The organism is Streptomyces pseudogriseolus, assembly GCA_002154585.1.
Classification (GTDB): Bacteria; Actinomycetota; Actinomycetes; order Streptomycetales; family Streptomycetaceae; genus Streptomyces; species Streptomyces pseudogriseolus.
On the sequence record MUNG01000413.1, the window covers coordinates 1 to 2,867 of the forward strand.

Consider the following 2,867-nt stretch of genomic DNA (forward strand, 5'->3'; position numbering starts at 1 on the left):
GGAACGTGTGCGGGCAGGGTCAGTGCTTGAACGCGTCCTTCGTCTTTTCCTTGGCCTCGCGGGCGTCGCCCTTGCTCTTCGTGGCCTGGCCCTCCGCCTCCATGCGGTCGTTCCCTGTGGCGCGTCCCAGGGCCTCCTGGGTCTTGCCCTGCGCCTGCTCGGTCTTCGCCTTGGCCTTCTCACCGGCACTCACGGAACATGCCTCCCTGTAGCGTGCGGGCACTGCGTCGTGGCCCACGAGTGCCCCCACTGTCCCTTCACAAACAAGGCGGCGGGGAGGTGTGCGGCTGCGGGTCGAGGGCAAACGGTGCGGCAGGAGGTCGATAAATATGGTTCCCTTGCTGCTCGTTCTGCTTCTTGCCCTGATCCTTTTCGGCGCCGGCTTCGCCGTGAAGATCCTGTGGTGGATCGCCATCGCGGTCCTCGTGGTCTGGCTGCTCGGCTTCGTCATGCGCTCCACCAACGCGGGCGGTGGCCGCGGCCGCTGGTACCGCTGGTGACGCGCCGCGTCCCGACGCCGCACCACCCCCCGGGGGCCCGGTCACCACGGTGACCGGGCCCCCGGCCCGTGCGGCCGGCGCCCCCCTTCTGTCCGCGAACGTCCCCGGACATGTCCGTGATCCGTAACGGACGCATCCGGGGGCGTTCGTGTCCCGTCTCGTCCAGTGGTCCGACGAGTTCCCGATGTTCCGGGACTCGGGCGGGCGGCGACGAGCGACAGCGAGAAAGCGGGGCGGGACATGGCGCGGCACGGCGGTGGACGGAGCTGGTACGGCAAGGTGGTCGGGGCCGCGCTCGGGGTGACGATGCTCGCCGTCGGCGCCTCGGTCTACACCGCCCAGGCCGACGCCGTGAACGACGGCCCGGGGGCCGGCGCGTCCGCGAAGCCGGCCGCCGTGAAGCGGGTGTCCCCCGCCATCGCGCACGCCTCCGACGCGGGCCCGCGCGGCGTCAACATCACCATCGACGACGGCCCCGACCCGCGCTGGACGCCCCAGGTGCTGGACCTGCTGCGCGAGGAGGGCGTGAAGGCCACCTTCTGCCTGACCGGCGTCCAGGCGCAGGCCCACCCCGACCTGGTCAAGGAGATCGTCGCGGACGGGCACGTGCTGTGCGACCACTCCGTCTCCCACGACACCTCCATGGACCGCAAGTCCGAGGCGTACCAGTCGAAGGAGATCCTCGACGCCGAGCGCATGATCACCAAGGCGTCCGGCGGCGTCCGCCCCCTCTACTACCGGGCCCCCGGCGGGGCGTTCACCCCGCACAGCCGCGCGGTCGCCGCCTCCCGCGGCATGCGCCCGCTGGGCTGGAACGTGGACACCAAGGACTTCGAGCAGCCCGGCGCGGACGCCATCGTCGAGACCGTGCAGCGGGAGCTGTCCAACGGGCCGACGATCCTCTTCCACGACGCCGGCGGCGACCGCGCGCAGACCGTCGAGGCGCTGCGCCGCGTGCTGCCCTGGCTGAAGGAAGAAGGCTACTCCTTCGGCTTCCCGGTGCGCTGACCGTCCGCCCGGCGCGCCGACCGCCGCCCGCAACGCTCGCGTTTCCGGGCAGACCCGCCTGTTCAGGATGGACCGTCGCCAGGCAGACTCAGGGCCGTACACCCGTCGACGAAGGATGGCTCGTTCAATGATCACGCTGACCAAGGAAGACGGCCCCGCGGACCTGGACGGGGTCACGCACCTCTCCATCGGTGTCTCCTGGGACCCGACCGCAGGCGCCAGCGGCGGAGTGCTGGGCAAGCTGCGCCGCAAGACCGGTACGGACCTCGACCTGATCGCCATCGCCATGTCGGGCAGTGACCCGGTGCGCCTGGCGGGCCTGGACTCGCTGGACCCGATGGGCAACGGCTCCCTCCTCCACAGCGGCGACAACCAGACCGGCCACGGTGACGGGGACGACGAGACGGTGACCGTCGAGTTCTCCCGGCTGCCCGGCGCGATCACCGCGATCGTGTTCGTCGCGGCCGCCTACAAGAAGGGCAGTTCCTTCCAGAAGGCCCGCAACATCAGCTTCAAGGTGTACGACGCGACCGGCGGCAGCAGCCAGCAGGTCGCCGACATCTGGCCGAGCCTGCTCAGCCAGGACAACGGCTGCGCCGTGGCGAAGGCCGTGAAGGTGGGCAACAGCTGGAAGCTCGAGGTGATCAACGAGACCGGCAAGATCAAGCAGGGGGACGAGCACGCCCTGATGCGGTTCGCCGTCAGCAAGTAGGCAGGGTCGCCGGTCCAGCCAGAGGGCCCGGAGGGAAACGGCCGGCCACGACACCGGCTGGGTGTCGCGGCCGCCCTCCCCCGTCAGGGACGCCCGGGCATGCCGGGAAGCGAGGCGTAGACACGGCCCTCGGTGTCGCGCACGGTGACGGATCCCCAGTCGGCGGTGCCGGCGACGGCGTACCAGACGCCCCAGCCGGGCCGGCCGGGCAGCTCCAGCAGCTTGCCGCGCACCGGGCCGTCCTCCGTCGCGATCTCGACGTACGACGCCGTCCCCTCGCCGCCGTAGTAGAGGCCCGAGAACAGCATCCTCTCGCGCGTCCCCTCGGCCTGCACCGAGACGCCGGGCTCCGTCGTCTCGATGTTGCCGTCGGTCACACTGCGGAACTGCTCCTCGGGCATGTCCGGCGTCGTCCAGTGCTTGCCCTCCTCCGTCAGCCACAGCACGAACCCCGGCGCCGCCGTCACCCGCTCCTCCGGTGCGACNNGGTGAAGGGGAGGGCCGGGGTGAGGCGGACACGGTGGCGGCCGGGCGGGTGACCCGGTCGCCGTCGTCCGGGCCGTGCAGCGTGACGAAGGCCAGCGGCGCCAGCAGTACGGCCCAGCCCGCGCCCAGCACGGTCGTACGGCGTCTGCGGCGGAGCAGCC

5 protein-coding genes are annotated in these 2,867 nt (G+C 71.5%); 3 read left to right on the forward strand and 2 right to left on the reverse strand.

Going from position 1 to position 2,867, the window contains the following annotated elements; genetic code table 11:
* Positions 1–19: 19 nt before the first annotated feature.
* A complete protein-coding gene (locus CCN29_RS29345; protein ID WP_006134605.1) occupies positions 20–193 on the reverse strand; it encodes a CsbD family protein in 174 nt (57 codons plus the stop codon).
* Positions 194–329: 136 nt separating this feature from the next.
* Here CCN29_RS29345 and CCN29_RS29350 point away from each other — a divergent pair, with 136 nt between their 5' ends.
* The 3 genes from CCN29_RS29350 (at position 330) to CCN29_RS29360 (ending at position 2,220) form a co-directional block, all read left to right on the forward strand.
* Positions 330–500 carry a hypothetical protein gene (locus tag CCN29_RS29350; protein WP_006134603.1) on the forward strand — a complete coding sequence of 57 codons (171 nt, stop codon included), beginning with the start codon at positions 330–332 and terminating at the stop codon, positions 498–500.
* 240 nt (positions 501–740) lie between these two features.
* Positions 741–1,508 (forward strand): polysaccharide deacetylase family protein, encoded by a 768-nt coding sequence (locus CCN29_RS29355; RefSeq protein ID WP_031060599.1) that lies wholly within the window; start codon positions 741–743, stop codon positions 1,506–1,508.
* 127 nt (positions 1,509–1,635) lie between these two features.
* On the forward strand, positions 1,636–2,220 hold the full coding sequence (locus tag CCN29_RS29360) for a TerD family protein (RefSeq protein ID WP_006134601.1): 585 nt from the start codon (positions 1,636–1,638) through the stop codon (positions 2,218–2,220).
* A gap of 83 nt (positions 2,221–2,303) precedes the next feature.
* Here the strand turns inward: CCN29_RS29360 and CCN29_RS29365 are convergent, their stop codons facing one another.
* On the reverse strand, positions 2,304–2,687 hold the full coding sequence (locus CCN29_RS29365) for a hypothetical protein (RefSeq protein ID WP_442538550.1): 384 nt from the start codon (positions 2,685–2,687) through the stop codon (positions 2,304–2,306).
* Positions 2,688–2,867 lie beyond the last annotated feature (180 nt).